Source organism: Pseudomonas sp. DWRC2-2, assembly GCF_049897885.1.
In the GTDB taxonomy this organism is placed as follows: Bacteria; Pseudomonadota; Gammaproteobacteria; order Pseudomonadales; family Pseudomonadaceae; genus Aquipseudomonas; species Aquipseudomonas azotoformans_A.
The window spans coordinates 146,067-164,384 of record NZ_JAFCXD010000006.1 but is presented as its reverse complement, the minus strand read 5'-3'; the positions used below and the strand labels follow the sequence as shown (position 1 = coordinate 164,384).

The following is an 18,318-nucleotide window of genomic DNA, read 5'->3' as shown; positions in this document are numbered from 1 at the left end:
TACACCCGCAAAAAGGCACACCACTATGAGCCTGCTCCCGTACGCCTGGGCCAAATCCCAACGCATCCTCCTGCGCCCCACCGAAGCCGGCCACCTGCTAACCGTGTGCCCCTCAACCCCCGGCTGGTCCATCAGCGAAGTCCACCGCCAATTCGGCCAATCCCACATCGAACACGTGCGCGACGACGAACTCGACGGCCTGCTCACCAGCGCCTACGCCGACACCGGCAGCGCCGCCGCCGTAGTGGGCGCCGCCGAAAACGAAGTCGACCTCGACCGCCTCATGCAAGACATGCCCGAAATCACCGACCTGCTCGACACCCAGGACGGTGCCCCGGTGATCCGCATGATCAACGCCTTGCTCACCCAAGCCGCCCGCGACGAAGCCAGCGACATCCACATCGAGCCCTACGAAACCCACTCCGTGGTGCGCTACCGCGTCGACGGCACCCTGCGTGACGTGGTCTCGCCGCGCAAGGCCCTGCATGGCGCGCTGGTCTCACGGATCAAGATCATGGCCCAACTCGATATCGCCGAAAAACGCCTGCCCCAGGACGGCCGTATCGCCCTGCGCGTAGCCGGGCGGCCCATCGACATTCGCGTGTCCACGGTGCCCACCGGCCATGGCGAACGCGTCGTCATGCGCCTGCTGGACAAACAAGCCGGGCGCCTGCAGCTGGAAACCCTGGGCATGGAGCCGCAATTGCTGGCACGCTTGGATACGCTGATCCGCCAACCCCACGGCATCGTGCTGGTCACCGGCCCCACCGGCAGCGGCAAGACCACCAGCTTGTATGCCGCACTGGCGCGGTTGGATGCGAGCACCAGCAACATCCTCACCGTGGAAGACCCGGTGGAATACGACCTGCCGGGTATCAGCCAGATCCAGGTCAACGCCAAGATCGACATGACCTTCGGCCTGGCCCTGCGGGCGATCCTGCGCCAGGACCCGGACATCATCATGATCGGTGAAATCCGTGACTTGGAAACCGCACAAATCGCCGTGCAAGCCTCGCTCACCGGCCACCTGGTGCTGGCGACCTTGCACACCAACGATGCGGTGTCGGCGGTCAACCGGCTGATCGATATGGGCGTCGAACCGTTCCTGTTGGCCTCGTCGTTGCTCGGTGTATTGGCCCAGCGCCTGGTGCGTCGCCTGTGCCCGCACTGCAAGCAGGAAGACCCGGCCGCGCCGGGCACGTGGCGTCCGGTCGGGTGTGCGCAGTGCAACCAGATCGGCTACAGCGGCCGAACCGGTATCCATGAATTGTTTTGCGTCGATGACGATGTAAGCAGCCTGATCCACCAAGGGGCCAACGAGCAGGACCTGCGCCTGGCCGCGCGCCGCGCCGGGATGTTCAGCATGCGTGAAGACGGCGAGCGCTGGGTGCGCAGCGGCGCCACCGCGCCCGAAGAAATCCTGCGTGTGACACGGGACGCCTGATGAATCGCTATCGTTATGAGGCCGCCGATGCCAGCGGCAAAGTCGAGGCTGGGCACGTGGAGGCCGACAGCCAGAGCGCGGCGTTTGCCAACCTGCGTAGCCGGGGTTTGACGGCATTGCTGGTGCAGATCGAAGGCGGCCAGCAGACGGCGGCTGGCAGCAGCCTGTTCACCGCCAAACTGTCGGACAACGACCTGGCGTGGGCTACGCGGCAACTCGCGAGCCTGTTGGGCGCGAGCCTGCCGTTGGAAGCCGCCTTGAGTGCCACGGTGGAGCAGGCCGAGAAAAAACACATCGCCCAGACCCTTGCCGCTGTGCGCGCCGACGTACGCGGCGGCATGCGTCTGGCGGACGCGTTGGCGGCGCGGCCGCGGGATTTTCCGTCGATCTACCGCGCGTTGATTGCGGCGGGGGAGGAGTCCGGCGACCTGGCCCAGGTGATGGAGCGCCTGGCTGACTATATCGAGGAACGCAATAACCTGCGCGGCAAGATCCTCACCGCGTTCATCTACCCCGGCGTCGTGGGGCTGGTGTCCATCGGCATTGTGATTTTCCTGCTGAGCTACGTGGTGCCGCAGGTGGTCAGTGCGTTTTCCCAGGCGCGCCAGGATTTGCCGGGTTTGACCCTGGCGATGCTCAACGCCAGTGACTTTATCCGCGCTTGGGGCTGGCTGTGTTTTGCCGGGATCGTTGGCGGCTTCTGGAGCTGGCGCTTGTATTTGCGTAACCCGGTGGCGCGCTTGAATTGGCATAGCCGCGTCTTGGGGTTGCCGCTGATCGGTCGTTTTGTGCTGGGCCTGAACACCGCGCGGTTTGCCTCGACCCTGGCGATTCTCGGCGGGGCCGGGGTGCCGCTGTTGCGCGCCCTGGAAGCGGCGCGGCAGACCCTGTCCAATGATCGCCTGAGTCAGTGTATCAACGACGCCACTGCCAAGGTACGCGAGGGCGTCAACCTGGCCCCGGCATTGGCGGTGGAGAAAGTGTTCCCGCCGGTGTTGATCCACCTGATCGCCAGCGGCGAGAAAACCGGCTCGCTGCCACCGATGCTGGAGCGTGCGGCGCAGACGTTGTCGCGGGATATTGAGCGAAGGGCCATGGGTATGACCGCGTTGCTGGAGCCGCTGATGATCGTGGTGATGGGCGCTGTGGTGCTGGTGATTGTCATGGCGGTGCTGTTGCCGATCATTGAAATCAATCAACTGGTCACCTAGCTCACCCGACCGACCTCGGGTTCCTCATTCCGTCACCTTTCTTGCGCGTCACACGGCCCGCGCTGTCTCCAGCCCAGGGCCCTCGACCGTTGCTGAAACCTTGCTGTCACCTGCGCCCAAACCGCTCAGAACCATGACCAAAACACCCGAGAATCTTTTTAAAAATCAAGGTGTTCCTCCCGAGGTTTTTTCCCACAGCTGTCATCGGAAACTGCGACTTTCTCTCCATGGTTTTCACCCCCAGCCACCCCCGCAATACGGCTTGGGACCGAAGCCATGGCGTCATGCAAGAGCCATCTACCCCAAACGTACAAACACGACGAAAGGAGATTCTTCATGTTTAAGCGCAACGTTCTCGCGGTATCCATGACCCTCGCTGCACTGTGCTCGGCCCAGGCTGCAATGGCCGACATCAACGGCGGCGGCGCAACTCTGCCACAAGCGCTGTACCAGACATCCGGCGTGTTGACCGCAGGTTTTGCCCCGTACATCGGTGTGGGCAGCGGCAATGGCAAGGCAGCTTTCTTGACCAACGACTACACTAAGTTGAAGGCTGGCGTTTCCAACGTGAACGTGCACTGGGCGGGCAGCGATTCCAAACTGAGCGCCACTGAACTGTCGACCTACGCATCGGCCAAGCAACCAACCTGGGGCAAGCTGATCCAGGTGCCATCGGTGGGTACTTCGGTTGCCATCCCTTTCAACCAAAGCGGTACTGCTGCCGTTGACCTGAGCGTCAACGAGCTGTGCGGTGTGTTCTCCGGTCGTATTGCCGACTGGAGCGGTATCACAGGTTCGGGTCGCAGTGGCGCCATCAAAGTGGTTTACCGCAGCGAAAGCAGTGGCACCACCGAGCTGTTTACGCGCTTCCTGAATGCCAAGTGCGCTGAAACCGGCACCTTCAATGTCACCACCACCTTCGGCACCAGCTACACCGGTGGCTTGCCTGCCGGTGCTGTTTCCGCAACTGGCAGCCAAGGCGTGATGACCACCCTGGCCGGTACCGACGGCGGTATCACCTACATGAGCCCTGACTTTGCCGCCCCGACCCTGGCCGGTCTGGATGACGCAACTAAAGTCGCTCGCGTGGGCAAGGACGTAGTCAACGGTGTGGCGGTCCAGGGTGTATCACCGGCTTCGAGCAACGTATCCGCTGCCATCAACGCTGTTCCATTGCCAGCTGTCGCTGACCGTGGCAACCCTGACGCTTGGGTTCCCGTGTTCGGCAAAGCCAATACCGCAGGTGTGGTGCCTTACCCAACGTCGGGCTACCCGATCCTGGGCTTCACCAACGTAATCTTCAGCCAGTGCTACGCCGATGCCACCCAGACCACCCAAGTGCGTGACTTCTTCACCAAGCACTACGGTTCGTCTGCCAACAACGACGCAGCCATCGAAGCCAACGCTTTCGTGCCACTGCCAAACAACTGGAAAATCGCCATTCGCGGTAGCTTCCTGACCGCTTCCAACGCCCTGAGCATCGGCAACACCAACGTCTGCAACGGCATCGGTCGTCCGCAGTAACCCAAGCGTTCACCGACCGGCAACACCTGATCAGCAACGGCCTGTGCCGTTGCTGATTTTTGCGTTTGTGTCGTTTTGCCCCGCACTAACAGCCCCATGTGAACTTTCCATGACAGAAGTTCAGTCGCGCCCCTCGCCAACCGCCTAACCCTCATACGTGAGCTTGTCTTGCCCCTGGGCTAAAACAAAGAAGGAAGATTCCAGATGGTCCGCTGCAAATCACCGGTAAACCTGAAAGCCCAAGCGACTGTCCTGCGCCTCAAGCCGTTGGCCCATGCCATTGCGCTGTTGATGGTGGCGGGTAATGCCCAGGCGGCCACAGCGTTCAGTTCCGGCTGGTTTGCCGACAAGGGCGCGTCCCAGGCGGCCACGGCGGCACGCACTGGCGCGGGCCAGGTGCCGGGGATTCCCTCATTGAACCAGCAGGCGCGGGTCAAGCAGCAGTTGTCGCGCTCCATCAGCACCTTGAACACCAGCGTCGCGGCGATCGCGGCCCAGCAGGCCGCACAAGCGGCGGGGCGTCAGGCGGCGTTCGGCCTGGTCTCGAATGTTCCCGATGGCCTGGGCAAGGGCGGCTTGCAGGTGGACAACGGCCTGACCCAGGGCTGGACCAACGCCAAGAACCCGACCCAGAGTCAATCCGGCGGCAAGACCACGGTGACCATTGAGCAGACCGCCGACAAGGCGATCCTCAACTGGGAGACGTTCAACGTCGGGCGCAACACCACCGTGGATTTCCAGCAGCAGGCCAGTTGGGCGGTGCTCAACCGCGTCAACGATCCCAATGCGCGCCCCAGTGAGATCCAGGGCCAGATCAACGGCGCCGGTACGGTAATGATCATGAACCGCAACGGCGTGGTGTTCAGCGGCACCAGCCAGGTGAATGTGCGTAACCTGGTCGCCGCAGCGGCTAACATCACCGACGCGCAGTTCACCCAGCACGGCCTCTACGTCGATGCCAACGGCACCCAGCCGACCTTCACCGATGCGGCAGGCAAGGTCGAGGTGCAGCGCGGAGCCTTGATCCAGACCCACAATCCGGCCACCTCCACCGACGCCGGCGGTTATGCCTTGCTGCTCGGTACCGAAGTGGAAAACGCCGGTACTGTCATCACCGCCAAGGGCCAGACCACCCTGGCCGCCGGTGACAGCTTTTACATTCGCAAGGGCGTCGGCACCACCGGCAACGACCGCTCCACCACGCGCGGCAACGAGGTGGCGACCAGTCTCAACGCCGGCAGCAGCGCCGGCAAAGTCACCAACAGTGGTCTGATCATGGCCTCCACCGGAGACATCACCCTGACCGGGCATCAGGTACAACAAAACGGCGTGGCCCTGGCCAGCACCTCGGTGGACACACGCGGCACGATTCACCTGCTCAACTCCGCCACCGACTCCAGCGGCAGCGTGACCCTGGGCGAGGGCAGCACCACCGCAATCCTGCTGGACAGCAGTGGCAGCACCGCGCTCAACGGCCAGAAGGATAACGGCCTGATCAAGCTTGATGGCACGCCCGCGAACCTGATCACAGGCCAGTTCAATAACATCAGCGCCGTGGCTGACCGCACTGACCAGTCACGCATCGAGATCGTCAGCGGCGGCACGGTTGACTTCCAGAAAGGCTCGATCACCCTGGCTACCGGCGGCCAGGTGGCGGTCAGTGCAACCGGGCGCAGCCTGGTGCGCGATGGCGCGATGATCGATGTGTCGGGCGCGGTCGGCGTCAAGGTGTCGATGGAATCCAACAACATCAAGATCAACGTGCAGGGCAACGAGCAGCGCGATGCGCCGGTCAACCGTGACGGTGGGCAACTGATCAACAACGATGTGTGGGTGGACCTGCGCGAGCTGGTATTTGTACCGGCAGGCACAAATGGCTATGCGACGGACCGCTGGTACACCGCCGGCGGCCTGCTGGAAGTGGGCGGTTACCTCGGCACCCAGGGCCACTCGGTCGGCGAATGGATGGCCCAGGGCGGCACCGTGACGTTCACCGGCAAGGATGTGGTGACCCAGCAGGGTGCGCAGATCAACCTGTCGGGCGGCACTGTGGATGTGCAGGCCGGTTATATCCAGCAGACCTGGCTCAAGGGGCCCAATGGCCAGCTGTATGAACTGTCCAAGGCGCCGGGCGACATCCTTTATTCGGGGTTGTACAAAGGCTATGAAGACAACAGCGTACGCTGGGGCCAGACCGAGTATTACTACAACCCGCTGATTGCGCCGCAACGTCGTTATGAGGCCGGTTACACCGTGGGCCGCGACGCCGGCAAGCTGGTCATCGGCACCACCAGCGCGGTGCTGGAAGGGCAAGTGCTCAGCGATGTGTTCCAGGGCGACCGCCAGACCCAGGCGCCGAACATCAACCTCGACGGTTACCAGCAATCCCAGAAGGCCATGGCCCGGCGGGCGCAGTTGATCATCGGCCAGTACATTCCGATCTACAACAAGACCACCGGCACCCTGCGCTATGCCCTCAGCGGCACCGCCGACCAGGTGCTGATCGATAGTAAGACACAGAAAATCGCCGACGGCCTGGACCTCACCACCGCCTTGCCGGCGGATCGCCAAGGCAAGATGGTACTCGACAGTGACGCGCTCAACGGTTACCAGTTGGGTGCGATCAAGGTGGGCGCCAAGCAGCAGATCACGGTGAATGGCGCGCTCAAGGTGGCAGACGGCGGCGACATCACCTTGTTCGGGCCGGGGGTCGGTATCAACGCCAATCTCACCGCCCGGGGGGGCAGTATCAACGCGGGCAACATCCTCAATCAGGTCAACCTCAACTCGGGCAACACTGTCGGCGATGTGATCCTAGCGGGCAGCGGACGTGTCGATGTGGCGACAGGCGTCAAGCTGGACGCCGCCGGGCGCTGGAACAATCTGGCACTGGACCCGAGCCTTCGTGAAGGCGTGGCCTATGTGAACGGCGGCAAGGTATCGCTGCGCAGCACCGGCAACCTGAACCTGGCGTCAGGCAGCGTGGTGGATGCGTCTTCCGGCGCCACGCTCGGTGTGGATGGCAAGCTCATCGGCGGCAAGGGCGGTGACGTGACCTTGGGGGCACTGGGCAGCCTGGGGCTGGAGGGCGAGATTCGTGGTTATGGTGTCAATGGCGGCGGCACCCTGGCGTTGCAGGCCCGCAAGGTACAGATCGGTAACAGCGCCGGGGCGCCTGACGCCGGCACCGTGCGACTGGCGCAAGACTTCTTCAACAAGGGCTTCTCGGCCTATGACATCACCGGCAACGAGGGCCTGCTGGTCACTGACGGCACCCAGGTGGATGTCACCACGCCGGTGTATCGCCTTGGCGAGCAGACGTCCGCTGCGCCAACCGGTGGCGATCCTGCCACGGCATTGGAGCGCTGGACCCCTGCGCTGTATCAGGAAGACGCTGCCAAAGGCGTGCTGACCCAGCGCCGTGGCGCCAGCCTGACCCTGACCGCCGGCCGGCAGGAATCCACGGCGGCCGAACTGGCTACCACAGCCCTGACAGTGGGCCGGGGCGCGGTGATCAACGTCGACCCGGGCCAGAGCATCAACCTGCGCAGCGTGGGTCAGTTGACCCTGAACGGCACGCTCAATGCCTGGGGCGGCAGCGTCAGTCTGGGTGGCCTGACCGCTGTCGGTTCCGAGGTGGCCAATGCCGCCGGGCATAACCGCTCGATCTGGGTCGGCGACCACGCGGTAATCGATGTGGCAGCCCGTGCGGTCAGTGCCGCGGACAATCGCGGTCGCCTCTACGGCCAGGTCAGCAAGGGTGGCAGGATCAGCCTCGGCGGCGAAATTGACCTGGCCACCGGGATTGCCAAGACCAGCGACCTGTTTGTGGTGGTGCGCGACGGCGCGCGCCTGGACGCTTCCGGTGGCCAGGCGATGCTCGACATTCCGGGCCAGGGCCGGGTGCAGGTGGCCAGCAATGGCGGCAGCATCAGCTTTGCTTCCAACAACGGCCTGTATCTGGATGGCAGCTTTGTCGCCCGCGCCGGCGGTGCCGGTGCGGCGGGCGGCAGTTTGTCGCTGGCACTGGAAACGCCTTACTACCTCAAGGCGGCGGTCACCGACTCGGTGCTCAAGGTGCGTGAACTGGTGCTCAGCCAGTCCCATCAAGCCAGCCCCCTCCCGAATACCCTCGAGTACGGTCATGGCCGCCTCGGTGTGGACCAGGTCACCACCGGCGGCTTTGATAACCTGGCCTTGCTCAGCAATGGCGTGTTGAGCTTCGACGGTGATGTGTCGCTGAACATGGGGCAAAGTCTGCGCCTGTACAGCGGGGCCATGGGCCTTGCCGAAAACGCCGCCGCCAACGCTCGCATCAACCTGTCTGCGCCTTATCTGCTGCTGGCTGGCATCCTTGCGCCGCTTGACCCCAGCAAGGACCAGTACCTGCATCCGGTGCTCGCGTCCAATATGTCGCAACGTGCCAGCCAGGCGCTGTTCCAGGCCAGTGGCAACCTGATCGATGTGCGCGGCAACGTGCTGTTTGGCAACAAGAGTGACCTGACGTTGAGCGATGTCAGCAAGCAGGGCATTGATCGCCGTGGGTTCGATGATGTGCAGTTAAGCAGCCAGGGTGACCTGCGCTTCCTGGCCGGTGCCGGGGCGGATGTGATCGCGCAGGGCATCAGTACTCAGTTGATGACCAAAGGCGATATGACGCTGCGCGCCGCGCAGTTGTACCCGGCGACGGAAGTCGGCGCACGGGTGCTGGCCGGTTTTATCGATGCCTTCTCTGGCTTCAAGTACGACCCGACCCGCACCTTGACGATCGCGCGCACGGGGACTGCTGATGCCGCCATGCCGTACTCGGCGTTCGGCCGTCTGCAACTGGGCGGCCCCACGATCAAGCAGGGCGGGGTGGTACGTGCGCCCCTGGGCCTGATCGAAATCGGCAACCTGGGGGCCAGCCGCGTCGAGCTGCTGCCCGGCAGCCTGACATCGGTGAGTGGCAAGGGCCTGGTGCTGCCCTACGGCGGCACCGTGGACGGCCAGGTCTACAAGTACAACGGCAAGACCGTGACATTCCTTGGGCAGGGGGCGTTGCCCAACGCGAACGGCAGCCTGAATGTCGGGATGGTCCTGGGTGGCGAATCGGTGGCGGTGCAGCCTGGCGCTATCGTGGACCTGTCCGGCGGCGGCGAGCTGCTCGGGGCCGGGTTTATTTCCGGGCGCGGCGGTTCTACCGATGCGCGCTACAACCCCTTGGTGCAATTCGGGGCCACCGGCGGTTTTGTGTTGCCGGGGCTGGGCACCAACCCGGTCTATGCGATCGTGCCGGGCGCGCAACCAGGGTATGCCCCGGTGGGGCCGGAGGGCGGGGCAAGCGACCCGTTGATTGGCCAGCAAATCACGATTGGTGCCGGTGTGCCGGGGCTGACAGCGGGCACTTACACTTTGATGCCGTCCACATATGCCCTGATGCCGGGGGCCTTCCGCCTGGAAATCAACGGCTTGGCGGGGCTCGGCAGCGAGGGCACGCCACAGCTGCTGCGCAACGGCTCATGGTCGACTGCGGGGCGCTTGTCCATCGCCAATACCGGCATCGGCAACAGTACGTCGAGCCAGGTGATCCTCACCTCCGCCGACACCCTGCGCCGTTATTCCCAATACAACGAGACCAGTTATGCGCAATTCGCCGTGGCCGACGCAGCCCGACTTGGGGTGCCGCGTGCGTTGTTGCCGCTGGATGCCAAGACCCTGCAACTCAACCTGAGCCCGGGTGCGGGTGCCAATGCCTTTTCGTTCAAGGGTATCGGTCGCTTCGAGGCCGCCGACGGCGGCTACGGTGGCACCGTGGCGTTGACCAATGGCAACAAGAGCACGGGCAAGGACATTGAGATTGTCGCGGCAGGCAAGGGCGCGACCACGGGTTTCAGCGGCATCAGCGTCGAGGCCGACAGCCTCAACGCGCTCGGCGCGGCGCGTCTGTTGATCGGTGGCCTGACGGTAGTGACCTACGGTCAGGGCGGCAACTACATCAACCTGGCCAACGGTGCGGTGAGCAACATCAACCTGCGCGATGGCGCGAACCTGGCGGCACCGGAAGTGTTGCTGGTGTCTTCTACCGGCAAGATAACCGTCGAACAGGGGGCCTCGATCAACACCATTGGTCGCGGCAAGGCCAGTTATGACGCACGTGACGGCTTTGTCTACAACATGTCCAATATGCTGGCGGTGTCCAACGGCCTGCTCAACGTGGTCGCAGCAACGCCGATGGCGGGTGTGACCAGCGGCGGGATCGAGCTGGGGGCTTGCACCAGCGCGCCGTGCAGCGGCCAGACCGCTCTGTACTCCGAAGGCACGCTCGTGGCCTTGACCGACAGCACCCTGCAGATGGGTGCGCAGGTGCGTTATGGCACCCGCCACCTGAACCTGGGCGTATCCAGCATCAACGTCGGTAGCCCCGAAGCCCTGGCTGCTGCCGCTGCCGGCAACCGCCTGCCGGTGGGCATGACCCTCACCCAGCAAGTCCTGGAGCGCCTGCTGCGGGGTGACACTCAATTTGGCGCGCCGGCCCTGGAAACCCTGCAGCTGTCGGCACGCGACAGCTTCAACTTCTATGGCACCACAACCCTGGACACTTATGATTCGGCGACCGGCAAGTCGATGCTGAGCAACCTGATGCTGTCCACGCCGGCTATTTATGGTTCGGGCGGCGCCAACGATGTGGCCACCATCCACACCGCCAACCTGATCTGGCAGGGGGCCGCGACACCGCCTGTGGCGGCAGTGACCGACGGTGCCGGCAGCGGCAGCGGGCGCCTGGATATCCATGCCGAGCGCATCGAGTTCGGCTATGGGGATTTTGCCCAGCCAAGCACCACCCAGTCCTTGGACCGCCTGGCCCTGGGCTTTGCCAACGTCAACCTGAACGCCAGCCAGCGCATCACCGCCAACCATAAAGGCAGCCTCTCGGTGTACCAGCGTCAGGGCGCGTATGACGCGGTCAAGGGCTTTGCCTACAGTGGCGGTAACCTGAATATCCTCACACCGTTGATGACCGGTGAAGCCGGCTCAGTCAACCGGGTCACTGCCGGTGGCGCCATTGATGTGAGCGCCTCGGCGGGTCCGGTGGGCGAGGCGAAAGGCATTGGCGGCGAGTTGTCTATGCAGGGCGACAGCATCCGCCTGGCCAGCGCGGTGGTATTGCCCAGCGGCAAGCTCACCCTGGGCGCCCGTGGCGATGTGGTGTTGACTGACGCGGCATTGATCGATGTGGCCGGCCGGGCCATTGCGTTCAACGACCTGACTAAATACAGCGCTGGCGGCGAGGTCCTGCTGGAAAGCCGTGCGGGCAACGTGCTGCAGGCGGCCGGTTCGACCATCGACCTGTCGGCGCAGCACAACCAGGCGGGTCGGCTGCGGGCGGTGGCCGTAGAGGGCGCGGCGGGCACCGTCGACCTGGCGGGCAGGATCGTCGCCGGCAGCAGCGGCGACTACGATGCCGGCGGTACGCGGGTGCCTTACCTGGCGGGCGCGGTGGAGATTCAGGCCCAGCGGCTGGGTGCAAGCGGAACATTGAACGAGCAGTTCGCCGCCCTCAACCAACGCCTCAATCAAGGCCAGGTGTATGGCTCGCGCAGCTTTCAGCTCAAGCAAGGCGATCTGATCATCGGCAGCGATGTGAAGGCCAACAGCGTCAACGTTTCGGTCGACAATGGCAGCCTGCGCGTTACCGGCCTGGTAGACGCCAGCGGCGAACGCGTCGGCAGCATCAACCTGGCCGCCAGGAACGGCCTGGTCCTGGACGGTACGGCGGTGCTCGATGCCCATGGCACGCAAGTGCGCGTGGACAGTTATGGCAAGGTCATCGACGCGCCGAACCGCGCCACCGTTGTGCTCGGCTCAGGCCAGGGCCAGTTGACCCTGGCCGATGGCGTGCGCATCGACTTGCGCCATGGCACGGGGGCAGTGGCCGGTAATGACGGGCGCAGCCGCGGCACCCTGGAACTCAATGCGCCGCGTCTGGGCAGCAATGACATTGCCATCGATGCCAGTGGGCGCCTGACCATCACCGGTGCGCGCTCCATCGCGCTCAATGGCATGGTCACCTACGACGATGCCCCGACCAAGACCGATGCCACCCCGAACGGACGTCCGTACCAGGCGATCGACCAAGACTACCTCGACGGCAAGCACGCACTGAGCACGACGTTCATCAATGCCGCGCTCGCCAATACCAACCTGCTGCAGAACAAACTGGCAGGCCTGAATAACGCCACCTACGGCGATGTTTTCCACCTGCGGCCCGGTGTGGAGATCATCAGCAAGACGCCCGACGGCGACCTGGTGGTACAGGGCGACCTGGACCTGTCCGGCTATCGCTACGCCAGCCTCAAGTCGACCCAGCTCACCGAGGCCGGCAGCCTGACCTTGCGCGCCGGTGGCGACCTGAATATCTACGGCAGTATCAACGACGGCTTCGCGCCGCCGCCCGAAACCGACGATGACAATGGCTGGGTCCTGCGTGCAGGTATCGACTACACCGGCGGCACGGTGGTGGTGCCGGGCAGTGGCGTGACCCTGGCGGATGGCACGCTGTTTCCAGGCGGCGTGACGCTCAATTTCGATGTGTCGACGCAGCCGCTGTTCCTGCCTGCCGGCACGCGGTTGCCCGTCGCGGCATCGCTCAGCCAATCCTTGGTGCTGCCTGCCGGTACGGTATTGGCGGCCGCCGTTCGGGACGCATCGGGCAATGTGCTGTTCGCCGCAGGCACGTTGCTGACTCAGAGCCAGACCCTCGTCGCCGGCAGCACACTGGACGCTGGCACCTTGCTGAGCAGCTCGGCCAACGTCAAAGGGCTGATCTGGCCCAAGGGGGTGCCTTTGGCCACCAGCATCAAGCTGGCGGGCAGCCAAGTCTTGCCCCGTGGCGCGCTGTTGCCGTCGGGTACCGATGTCAAGCTGCCGGGCGGTGCAGACTCGGTACAGCTGCGTGTCGCCGACGCCGGGCGCCAGGGCAAGAACTGGGCGATTGCGCCGATGCTGGAGGAGGGCTCGCAGGCGTGGTCGATTCGGCTGGTGGCCGGCGCGGACACCGGCGCGGCGGACAGTCGCCTGCTGCAACCACATCCGGTCACGGGCAACCTTCGGTTGGCCGACAGTCACTATGGGATGTACGGGCAGGGTGCGTTGGTCTGGACAGAGCAGGGCTCTTTGGATGTCTATGGCGATAACAGCATGGTGGGCAAGCCCATCGATGTGAATGATGGTTTCGCCTACCCCGGCATTTGTGACGACATGCCGGAATACTGCTCGTCCGAAGGCGATGCCTACACCTTGCTGGCGGGCGGCAGTACGCGATTCAGTGTCATCCGCACCGGCGCTGCGGACCTGGATTTGCTGGCAGCAGGCAACCTGAGCATGGAGTCGTTGTACGGTGTCTACACCGCCGGCAGCTCCTCCACTGCAACCTCGGCTAGCGACCCGTACAACCTCAAGCGCGCCAAGGGCAGCAATGGCAAGGTCCTGGGTAACGCAGGCGGTAACGAAAAGTGGGTCAACGGTGAAACCGGCAGCCTGTACCGCGCCTGGTACCCGGACACGGGCGGTAATGTGTTGGTGAAAGTGGGGGGCAACCTGACAGGCAATATCACCAGCCCTGCGCAGAGTGGCGTGGCGCGTCCTGTGCCTGTCGACCTGGGCCAGGATTCAGCCAATGTCGGCAATTGGTTGTGGCGACAGGGCAATGACCTCGGGGGCAGCCAGGCACAAGCGACCGCCTGGTGGATCAATTTCGGTTCTTACGTCGCCAACGTCCGTTCGGACCAAATGGTCGGTTTTACCGGGTTCGGTACTCTGGGCGGCGGCAACCTTACGGTTGATGTGGGGGGCAATGCGGGGATCATCAGCCCGCTGTCGTCAACCGCCCAGAACGTCAGCCCCCGCAGTCAAGGCCTGGTTCTGGCGGTCGGCGGTACCGGGCGGGTCGCGGCCGATGGCAGCGTGCAACTGACCGGTGGTGGCGACTTGAACCTGCGGGTGGGCGGTGCGCTGAACCCGGCCAGTCAGGTCACTGTCGATCACCTCAATGGCTCGTTGGTGAACCTGCGCGGCCACGTACAGGTGACGGGCGGCAGCCTGGGCAGCCTGACCTTGCGTTACGGCAACCAGCTCAGGGACCAGAGCCCCAGCGAAGTGCGCGCCTACGACCCGCTGCGCTCCACGTCGGCCATGGCAGCCGGCGGCTTGAGCCTGCTGCCAGGGGATTCGACCTTCAGCCTGGCGACCCGGGGCGACCTGGTACTCCAGGATGTCGCCGATCCAGGCCGTGCACCGCAGATGAATGCCTTGGCCTACGCAAAGGAAGGCGTCAACGGGGTAGGGCAGAGCTGGTTCAGCCTGTGGACCGAGCGTACGGCAGTCGATCTGTTCTCCTCCGGCGGCAACCTCACACCACTGACCCAGACGCTGGAAACCGATATGGCGGCGGTCTACCCCGCCACATTGCGTGCGGTCGCCGCCAGCGGCAGCCTGTACTACGGGCGTGCGTCAACGAGTAACCCGAATGTACCGCAGCCGCTGCAGGCGCTGGTGCTGGCACCGTCGGCCAACGGGCAACTGGAACTGCTGGCGGGCGATTCGATCTACGGCGGCGACTTGACCATCAGCCGTTCCAGCGCCGCCCCTCAAAGCCTGGCGACGATCCACCATCCTGCTTTCCTGGGCTTCATCAACAGTTTGCCGGTCGCAGGCAGTGGCAATCTTTCCAGTGATGGCAACATCGCACGCCTGGGGCTTCATCCGCTGTTCGCGTTTGGCCCTGACACCGCCAGCATTGCGTGGGGCGACGCCTTGGAGCCGGCCCGTTTCTACGCACTGCGCGGTGACCTGCTGGGGGTCAACAGTGGGCGAGCGCTCACGATTTACGGGGCAAATGATCCACGATTCGGACAGACCTACTACGAAGGTGCAGGCCCGGTATGGATGCTCGCCGGACGCGATATCGTCAGCAGCGGTACCCGCTTGAACGGTGCCCTTGGGGGGGACGTGAGCACCGGTCAATACACGTTCACCGGCAACCTGTTCGTGCACACCGGCGCAACCGATATCTCCATTGCCAGTGCCGGGCGCGACATCCTTTATAGCAGTTTCAACGTTGCGGGCCCCGGCACCCTTGAGCTGACGGCCGGGCGCAATATCCAGATGGATGACCAAGTGGGTGTGAACAGTCTGGGCGCCGTGGCGGCCGGCGACAATCGAGCGGGTGCAAGCATTGTCCTGCAAGCCGGCGTCGGCCCCAATGGGCCGGACTACCGCCGATTTGTCGAGGCTTACCTGAACCCCGCCAACCTGGCGCAGCCGGGTGAGTCGATCCAGGGTAGCAAGGTCGCCAAGACCTACGAGAGAGAGTTGCTCGCCTGGCTGGTCGAGCGCTTCGGTTTTACCGGAGACACCGAACAGGCCCGTATTTACTACGCGGCACTTCCCGCCGAGCAACAACGGGTGTTCGCCCGTGACGTGTACTTCGCCGAGCTCAAGGCCGCCGGCCGTGAGTACAACACCGATGGCAGCGTGCGCCAGGGCAGTTACTTGCGTGGCCGCGAGGCGATTGCAGCGCTGTTTCCGGACAAGGACGTGGCCGGCAACCCGATCACCTACAAAGGCGACATCACAATGTTCGGCGGCGCGGGCGTGCACACCAACTTCGGTGGCTCGATCCAGATGCTCACCCCCGGCGGCAGCCAGACCTTCGGCATCGAAGGCACGGCGCCGCCGTCGACAGCAGGTGTGATCACCCAGGGCGCGGGGGACATCCAGCTGTATTCCCTGGGCAGCATCCTGCTTGGCCAGAGCCGCATCATGACCACCTTTGGCGGTTCGATCATGGGCTGGACCAGCGAGGGCGACATTAACGCCGGTCGTGGTTCCAAGACCACCGTGGTCTACACGCCGCCCAAGCGTGTCTATGACAACTGGGGCAATGTGGGCCTGTCGCCATCGGTGCCGAGCACCGGTGCGGGGATTGCCACGCTCAACCCGATTCCGGAAGTGCCAGCCGGGGACATCGACCTGATCGCGCCGCTGGGCACCATCGATGCGGGCGAGGCGGGCATTCGTGTGTCGGGCAACGTCAACATCGCCGCCTTGCGTGTGGTGAACGCGGCGAACATCCAGACTCAGGGCAAGTCGTCCGGGGTGCCGGTGTCTGCGGCGGTCAACACCAACGCCATGACATCGGCCAGCGCGGCCGGGGCAGCGGCGTCCCAGGCGGCGGAAGACGCGGCGCGCAGCCAGCAGGCAGCGGCCAAGCAGGGCCGACCGTCGATCATGACGGTTGAGGTGTTGAGCCTGGGCAGCGAGCCGTTGCCACAGGAACCTGCACCGGCGCAGAAAACCTCTGGCTACAACCCCAACAGCCCAGTGCAGGTACTGGGCGCAGGGCCGCTGAGTGAACAGGCGCGGGCGCGGCTGACGGATGAGGAGCGCAAGCAGATCAGCCTGTAAGACTTTGGAAAGGACCTCTCGTTGTACTGTTCGGGGCGATCGCTGATCGCCCCTTTTTTTTGCGTCGGCTACGGGTTGTCCTTGAGGGTCTTGAACGCCTCGATGCGTTTGATCAGGCGCGTATTCTTCGCGGAGTCGGCATTGCCGAACAGGAACGAGAAATCCGACGCCAGCTTGGACCCGCCGGCAATCGCCGCGTACTGATGGCAGTCGTTGCAGTTGTCGCTCTGCACATAGGTTTCCATCGTGGTGTTGGCGACGACGACGCTCTGGTCGCTGACAAACGGCCCATAGGACAGCGGCACCTTCACGTTGGGTCCAGGGCCGGGATCGTTGGGCGCGTTGGGCGTCTTGGACCACAGCACATTCACCAGTTTGTAGTACTGGAACACCGACTGGCCCTGGGTCTTCTGCGCAAAAGTTTGCTGCACCGCCGTGTTCAGCGCTTGCATGTCCTGGGGCGTGGCATTGACCCGCGTGGCCTGCACCGGCTGATCAAGGGGCGTGCAGTTGGGCGGCGTGTGGGTGGTATCGCACTGCACCCGTGCGACGTTGGGCGTGCAGGCGTCACCGGTGCAGGCCGGGTTGTTGAAGCTGTAGCCGCCGGGCGGGGTGGCGCCGCCGTCGGGCACGTTGTCGACCTGCTCGAAGGTGGTCCAGATGAAGTTCGGCTGGGTCTGGGTCTTGTTGATGATGTGCAGGCCCACCAGGCCCACCACTTCCTGGGTGCACTGCAGCGTATCCGGGCGTTGCAGCCAGGCGACGGTGGTCAGGTAACGCCCGTACAGCTCGGGTTTGTTGGTGAGTACGCGCCAGGCCGCCTTGAGTTCCAGGGCGCCGAGTTCTTCCTGGGGCAGTGCCTGGGCCGGCAGCTCGCGCACCAGTTTGCCGGCCGGCAGTGACAGGCCGGCCGGGTGCCGGTTGTCGCTGTTCTGCGCCACGATCAGTTGGTTGGCGGCGTCGTACAGCCCGTTGTCGACGATGTAGTCGAACTCGGCCTTGCCGACCTTGCGCTCGAAAAACACCAGGTTGCCCGACTGGTCCGTGAGCCAGCCGCCGGAAGCCTCCATGATCGAATCCGGCAAGGTCACCTGGGTGCCGCTGGACAAGTGGAAGCGGTGCTTGCGGTTGATCGCGCTTTCGGAGGTGGCCGTAATGAATTTACGCGCGCCCGTGGAAAACGCCTTGAGGTTGCCGGTGGCGGTGCAATTGGACGGCACCCGGGTTTCCACGCCCCATCCGGAAGGCTTGGGCGCACCGGGCAGGAAGATCTCGCTGGCATCCTTGTAGCTGGCCCACACCGGCGCATTGCTCATGGGCTGGCCGGGCGTGGGCGGCACGCCGAACTGGGCCGCGGTGCTTTGCGTGTCCGGCTCACCGGCCAGGCTCGGGTTGGCCGGCCAGCCGGGGTTGACCGGCCAGTTCATGGCGATGAACAGTTGCCAGCCGAAACAGTTGAGAAAGTCCTGCTCGGTGCCGAAGTTGTTCACCGGCAGGAAACCGCCGCTGGTGGGGTCGAACACCAGTTGGCTGACGCAGCTCTGGGCATCTGACGCCGCGCTGACCGGTGCGGGTGCGAAGGGGAGAAGGACGCAGGTTATCCAGCACAACACATTCAAGCGTGCCCGGCGCAGCGGGCGAAGCCATCCGTTCATGGTCGCATTCCTTGCTCAAGACTCAAGAGGCGGCCGC

At 64.2% G+C, this 18,318-nt stretch carries 5 protein-coding genes; 4 read left to right on the top strand and 1 reads right to left on the bottom strand.

What is annotated here, in order from left to right:
- Window positions 1–25 precede the first annotated feature (25 nt).
- From gspE to ACP7EW_RS24545, 4 genes are all read left to right on the top strand, one after another.
- A complete protein-coding gene (gene gspE, locus ACP7EW_RS24560; RefSeq protein WP_426220475.1) occupies window positions 26–1,444 on the top strand; it encodes a type II secretion system ATPase GspE in 1,419 nt (472 codons plus the stop codon).
- On the top strand, window positions 1,444–2,655 hold the full coding sequence (gene gspF, locus ACP7EW_RS24555) for a type II secretion system inner membrane protein GspF (protein ID WP_426220473.1): 1,212 nt from the start codon (window positions 1,444–1,446) through the stop codon (window positions 2,653–2,655). The genes gspE and gspF overlap by 1 nt, the downstream gene beginning before the upstream one ends.
- A 336-nt stretch (window positions 2,656–2,991) precedes the next feature.
- A complete protein-coding gene (locus tag ACP7EW_RS24550) occupies window positions 2,992–4,179 on the top strand; it encodes a substrate-binding domain-containing protein (RefSeq protein WP_426220471.1) in 1,188 nt (395 codons plus the stop codon).
- A gap of 204 nt (window positions 4,180–4,383) precedes the next feature.
- The gene (locus tag ACP7EW_RS24545) at window positions 4,384–16,626 is read left to right on the top strand and encodes a filamentous haemagglutinin family protein (protein ID WP_426220469.1); all 12,243 of its coding nucleotides are present in this window, start codon (window positions 4,384–4,386) and stop codon (window positions 16,624–16,626) included.
- Window positions 16,627–16,694: 68 nt separating this feature from the next.
- Here the strand turns inward: ACP7EW_RS24545 and ACP7EW_RS24540 are convergent, their stop codons facing one another.
- Entirely contained in the window at window positions 16,695–18,281 is a 1,587-nt protein-coding gene (locus ACP7EW_RS24540; protein WP_426220467.1) for a hypothetical protein, read from the bottom strand.
- Window positions 18,282–18,318: the final 37 nt, after the last annotated feature.

Excerpts from the sequence above, each read along its gene's own strand:
- ACP7EW_RS24550 (WP_426220471.1), top strand. The coding sequence starts at position 2,992 with ATGTTTAAGCGCAACGTTCTCGCGGTATCCATGACCCTCGCTGCACTG.
- ACP7EW_RS24540 (WP_426220467.1), bottom strand. The coding sequence starts at position 18,281 with ATGAACGGATGGCTTCGCCCGCTGCGCCGGGCACGCTTGAATGTGTTG.
- gspE (WP_426220475.1), top strand. The coding sequence starts at position 26 with ATGAGCCTGCTCCCGTACGCCTGGGCCAAATCCCAACGCATCCTCCTG.
- gspF (WP_426220473.1), top strand. The coding sequence starts at position 1,444 with ATGAATCGCTATCGTTATGAGGCCGCCGATGCCAGCGGCAAAGTCGAG.
- ACP7EW_RS24545 (WP_426220469.1), top strand. The coding sequence starts at position 4,384 with ATGGTCCGCTGCAAATCACCGGTAAACCTGAAAGCCCAAGCGACTGTC.